The following is a 4,402-nucleotide window of genomic DNA, read 5'->3' as shown; positions in this document are numbered from 1 at the left end:
GTCATCAGCGCGATCGAGTGCGCGCTCTCCGGTTCGCCGGCGTGCTTCTGCCGTAGCCATTCCAGCTGGGTGCGGAATCCGGCCAGCGGCGTACGCAGCTGGTGCGCCATGTTGGCAAGAAAATTCTGCTGCGCCTTGGCGTCCTGCTGCACCTTGTCCAGCAGGCGGTTGATGGCTGTCACCACAGGGCTCAGTTCGAGCGGCACATGGCGTTGCTCCAGCGCCGACAAGTCATCGTCGCTGCGTGCCTCGAGGTCGGCGGTCATTTTTTTCAGCGGCTGCAATCCCCTGCCGAGCGCCAGCCAGATGACGGCAGCCAGCACCAGCGCCAGCCCCGCCTCCAGCCATACCAGTCCCGTCAAGATACTGGTCTGGTCGAAAACAGTCCGGCCCGGACTGCTGGCTAGCCAATAAGCCAGGCCGGCGCCAATCAGGTTGAGCACCAGCAGCGGGACCAGCAGCCACTTCAGTAGCCTGACTCGGATGCTGGTCATGCTTCTGTTTTTTCCAGCATGTAGCCGAAACCGCGGATGGTGCGGATCTCGATGCCGGCATCGGCGATTTTCAAGCGGATCCTGGATATGTACACCTCCACCGCGTTCAGCGTCAGCTCCGCACCCCAAGGCAGGATGGCGTCGATGATCTGCTGCCGCGATACGACGCGCGACGCCTGCTGCAGCAGGTATTCAAGCACCGCCCACTCACGCACCGACAGCTCGATCGCCTTGCCGTTGATTTTTGCGCGCCGCGCCGAAGTGTTCAGCGACAGCCCGCCAAGGTGCACCTCCAGCGGCTGCGGCGCACTGCGGCGCAGCAGCGCGCGCACCCGGGCCACCAGCTCCTGGGTGGCAAACGGTTTCACCAGGTAATCGTCGGCCCCCAGCTCCAGGCCGTAGACCCGGTCCTGCACCGAATCGCGCGCGGTCAGCAGCAGCACCGGGATGTGGCTGCCGCGCGCGCGCAGGCGGCGGATCACTTCAAAGCCGTCCATGCCCGGCAAGCCGATATCCAGCACCACCACCGAAATTTCCGTGCGCTGCAGCAGCGCATCGGCGTCGTTGCCGTTCTGTACCACGTCGACCACCATACCGTGGCCTTTGAAGATGCGCAGGATGCCGTCCGCCAGCACCGAATCGTCTTCCACCAAAAGAATATGCACTTGAGATTTCCTTAGCTGCAACGGTTGCTTACAATTAAGTCGCTGATTTTAATAAGGATGCAGCTGTTTTCAGCATTTTTTTTGCAATCTTGATGGCGAAAAACGATAACGGCGCAACCGGGCTATCAGACCGGCAGCGGATTGCGCTCGGTGAAGCCGCGCTGGTGCCAGTATGGGTAAGCCACGGTCACCGCGCTGGCGGCGTCCAGCCTGGCGACCTGCTCGACGCTCAGGTTCCAGCCGATGGCGCCCAGGTTCTGCAGCAGCTGCTCCTCGTTGCGGGCGCCGATCACCACGGTGGCGACAGTGGGCCGTTGCAGCAGCCAGTTAAGGGCGATCTGCGGGATGGTCTTGCCGGTTTCCCCGGCAATTTCCTTTAAGGCGTCCACCACCCGGTATAACAGCTCGTCCGCCACCGGCGGCCCCATGTCCGCAGTCTTGTGCAGGCGGCTTTGCTCCGGCAGCGGCTGGCCGCGCTGGATCTTGCCGGTCAGGCGGCCCCAGCCCAGAGGGCTCCAGACCACGGCGCCGACGCCCTGGTCGAGGCCCAGCGGCATCAGTTCCGATTCATAGTCGCGGCCGATCAGCGAATAATAAGCCTGGTTGGCGACATATCTCGGGTAGCCGTAACGGTCAGCCGCCGCCAGCGATTTCATCAGGTGCCAGCCGGAGAAATTCGACACGCCGATATAACGAATCTTGCCCGCGCGCACCAGGTCGTCTAGCGTCGACAGCACTTCTTCGACCGGGGTCAGGGCATCGAATCCGTGCAGCTGGAACAGATCGATGTAGTCGGTGCCGAGGCGCTTGAGCGCGGCGTCGCATGCCCGGATCAGGTGGAAGCGGGAAGAGCCGACCGCATTCGGTCCCTCGCCGGTGCGGAAAGTCGCCTTGGTCGACAGCAGCACGCGGTCGCGCCGGCCCTTGATTGCTTCGCCCAGCACCGACTCGGCGACGCCGTCGGAGTAGATGTCCGCGCTGTCGAACATGGTCAGGCCGGCATCAAGGCAAATGTCGACCAGCCGCCTTGCATCGGCGACATCGGTATTGCCCCACGCGCCAAAAAAATCGCCTTTGCCGCCAAACGTGCCGGTGCCGAAACTGAGCGCCGGCACCTTGAATCCGGATGCTCCTAAACGTCGGTATTCCATGATCAGCCTTTCGTTTAAAAAAATGGGATAAAGCAGGAGGAACTGGTCAGGTAATCATATCCCGTAATGCCTATCCCGGCTTTTACCGGGCCATTGCGGTGAACAAACTGCAGTGCTGCGATAATAAATGCTTGACCTAGAGTGCACTCTAACTTCTAAACTTTATTCCATGGCCACTTCCATCACGATCCAGCAAGCTGCGACAGCCACCGGACTCAGCATCCACACTTTGCGCTATTACGAAAAGATAGGCTTGATCGATCCTGTCCCGAGGCAAAGCAACCAGCATCGCCTGTACCGCCAGGAAGACCTGAACTGGATCGCATTCCTGCTCAAGTTGCGCGCTACCGGCATGTCGATACAGCAGATGCTGCGTTATGCCGAACTGCGCAGGCTGGGGGACCGCCTTGGCAGTGTGTCAGAGCGCAAGGTATTGCTGGAGCAGCATACGGTTGCGCTGGAAGCTGAACTGCTGGAGCTGCAGGAAACGCTGGGCATGCTGCGCGACAAGGTCGCCCTGTATGCCCGCATGGAACAGCAGCTGCAGGCCGACCACCACGAATGACTCACTTGGAGAAACACATGGAACAAAGCACTTATGAAAGAGGTTTGCAACGGTTGAAGGAAGTCGACGACATCGCCGGCGAAAAGGTGATCGACAGCCTGGCCGATATTTCTCCCGACCTCGGGCGCTATGTCATCGAATTCGGCTTCGGCGAGATCTATTCCCGCCCCGGCCTCAGCCTGCAGCAGCGCGAACTGGCGACAGTGGCGGCGCTCACCGCAATGGGCACGGCCCAGCCGCAATTGAAAGTACATCTGGCGGCGGCCCTGAACGTCGGCCTGTCGCGCCTGGAAATCACCGAAACGATCATGCAGATGGCGCTGTATGCCGGTTTTCCAGCGGCATTGAACGGCATGTTCGCGGCAAAAGAGGTATTTGCCGAACACGACGAGCTGGCCCGGCGCCAGGAAAACACACAATAAAAAATGCAGCCGGGGTTATTCGTGATTCCGGCTCGCTCCGTTTGATCAGGACGGAGCTGCAGCACAGATTCCGGATAACGGCAGACAACGCCGCATGTGCGATCTTCCATACGATTCCCAGAATGATGATCCGGAAAAACCTGTCATGTGAACACCCGATAAGGTGTCCGACTGTCAGGCCATGCGGCCATGGTGGCGGCCCTCACAACACGAGCATGCATTGAACTCTGCTGTGACTGAAGTTTAAGGGAGCAGCGCCGTCAGCAGGAAATACTGATTCTGGATAGGGATATAAGAAAAAACGATGGCCCGCCTGCCGTCGGCAAACATCCTCGCCCAGACAATCAAAATATCCATTCGTTTTCCCCGCCCCCAGCTATCCATACCAACGGTTTCCTAGCCAGGCTTTTGCAGGCAGGCGCGGCTTCGCGCGCACAGCCATAAATGGTCAGGAATCCAGGCGCCAAGCTCCGTATGGTGGATCAGGAACAGGAAGGTCGCAAGACTCCGGTTCTTAAACATCCACCAGATAACAGGAGTAATCCATGGAAAAGCTCAATGCACCGAATGTCGACAAACTCAAACTTGACAAGGCAGTCAATGAATTCAAGATGGCGCGGGACTTATGCAATCTGTTCGATACAGATCCCTACTTAAGTGCGACGGCAAACCAGATCGCCGCTTGCGCATTGAACATCCTGAACTCCGTCAACCAGCAGATTGCTTCCGGGGACCAGCAGAAAATGGCGACGCTCATGAATGCTGCCAGAGCCGCCTATGTCGCTGAAAACAAGCTGAAAATGTGGACCCCGGGCGTCTCCGCCCTGCTTGGAAGTTCGGACCAGCCGTTTACTGTCGCGAAAAACCACATCGCAGCCATGTGCGCGGACAAGGGCAAACGCGATCCGAAGATCATTGGCGAAATACTTCGCCTGTTTGGCGGAGTGGCAGAAAACCTTCATCTCGACCCCAAAACCGTTCCGGCCGGCCACTTTACCTCAGCCGCGCTCACGCTGGCCGTGCCGACCGCGCCAGCCGACAAGCCGGCAACCGTGGGCTGGGATTTTTTCTGCAGCACGCGTCCGGCATACCGCACCACGGCCTA

At 59.4% G+C, this 4,402-nt stretch carries 7 protein-coding genes; 3 read left to right on the top strand and 4 right to left on the bottom strand.

Features of this window, described 5'->3' with window-relative positions:
- The 3 genes from JWQ61_RS13915 to JWQ61_RS13905 form a co-directional block, all read right to left on the bottom strand.
- A partial coding sequence (locus JWQ61_RS13915) for a histidine kinase dimerization/phospho-acceptor domain-containing protein (RefSeq protein ID WP_304361048.1) occupies nt 1–494 on the bottom strand: 494 nt, incomplete at its 3' end.
- Nucleotides 491–1,159: a response regulator transcription factor gene (locus tag JWQ61_RS13910; RefSeq protein WP_304361047.1), complete on the bottom strand. Its 669-nt coding sequence runs from the start codon at nt 1,157–1,159 to the stop codon at nt 491–493. The genes JWQ61_RS13915 and JWQ61_RS13910, both read right to left, overlap by 4 nt.
- 125 nt (nt 1,160–1,284) lie before the next feature.
- Nucleotides 1,285–2,310: an aldo/keto reductase gene (locus tag JWQ61_RS13905; RefSeq protein WP_304361046.1), complete on the bottom strand. Its 1,026-nt coding sequence runs from the start codon at nt 2,308–2,310 to the stop codon at nt 1,285–1,287.
- Between the two features lie 169 nt (nt 2,311–2,479).
- Between JWQ61_RS13905 and JWQ61_RS13900 the strand changes: the two genes are divergently transcribed.
- Together JWQ61_RS13900 and JWQ61_RS13895 are read left to right on the top strand one after the other, a co-directional pair.
- The gene (locus tag JWQ61_RS13900) at nt 2,480–2,875 is read left to right on the top strand and encodes a MerR family transcriptional regulator (protein ID WP_304361045.1); all 396 of its coding nucleotides are present in this window, start codon (nt 2,480–2,482) and stop codon (nt 2,873–2,875) included.
- A 17-nt stretch (nt 2,876–2,892) separates the two neighbouring features.
- Nucleotides 2,893–3,297: a carboxymuconolactone decarboxylase family protein gene (locus JWQ61_RS13895; protein ID WP_041741517.1), complete on the top strand. Its 405-nt coding sequence runs from the start codon at nt 2,893–2,895 to the stop codon at nt 3,295–3,297.
- A gap of 243 nt (nt 3,298–3,540) precedes the next feature.
- Here the strand turns inward: JWQ61_RS13895 and JWQ61_RS13890 are convergent, their stop codons facing one another.
- Nucleotides 3,541–3,681, bottom strand: a complete 141-nt coding sequence (locus tag JWQ61_RS13890; RefSeq protein ID WP_304361044.1) for a hypothetical protein — start codon at nt 3,679–3,681, stop codon at nt 3,541–3,543.
- A gap of 161 nt (nt 3,682–3,842) precedes the next feature.
- Between JWQ61_RS13890 and JWQ61_RS13885 the strand changes: the two genes are divergently transcribed.
- Nucleotides 3,843–4,402: hypothetical protein (locus JWQ61_RS13885; protein ID WP_304361043.1), on the top strand; the 560-nt coding region annotated here is incomplete at its 3' end.

The organism is Collimonas fungivorans (genome assembly GCF_028292705.1).
GTDB classification, from domain to species: Bacteria; Pseudomonadota; Gammaproteobacteria; order Burkholderiales; family Burkholderiaceae_D; genus Collimonas; species Collimonas fungivorans_B.
The sequence above is the reverse complement of the archived record's forward strand: the minus strand, read 5'-3'. Positions and strand labels throughout refer to the sequence as shown.

Excerpts from the sequence above, each read along its gene's own strand:
- JWQ61_RS13905 (WP_304361046.1), bottom strand. The coding sequence starts at position 2,310 with ATGGAATACCGACGTTTAGGAGCATCCGGATTCAAGGTGCCGGCGCTC.
- JWQ61_RS13900 (WP_304361045.1), top strand. The coding sequence starts at position 2,480 with ATGGCCACTTCCATCACGATCCAGCAAGCTGCGACAGCCACCGGACTC.
- JWQ61_RS13895 (WP_041741517.1), top strand. The coding sequence starts at position 2,893 with ATGGAACAAAGCACTTATGAAAGAGGTTTGCAACGGTTGAAGGAAGTC.
- JWQ61_RS13890 (WP_304361044.1), bottom strand. The coding sequence starts at position 3,681 with ATGGATAGCTGGGGGCGGGGAAAACGAATGGATATTTTGATTGTCTGG.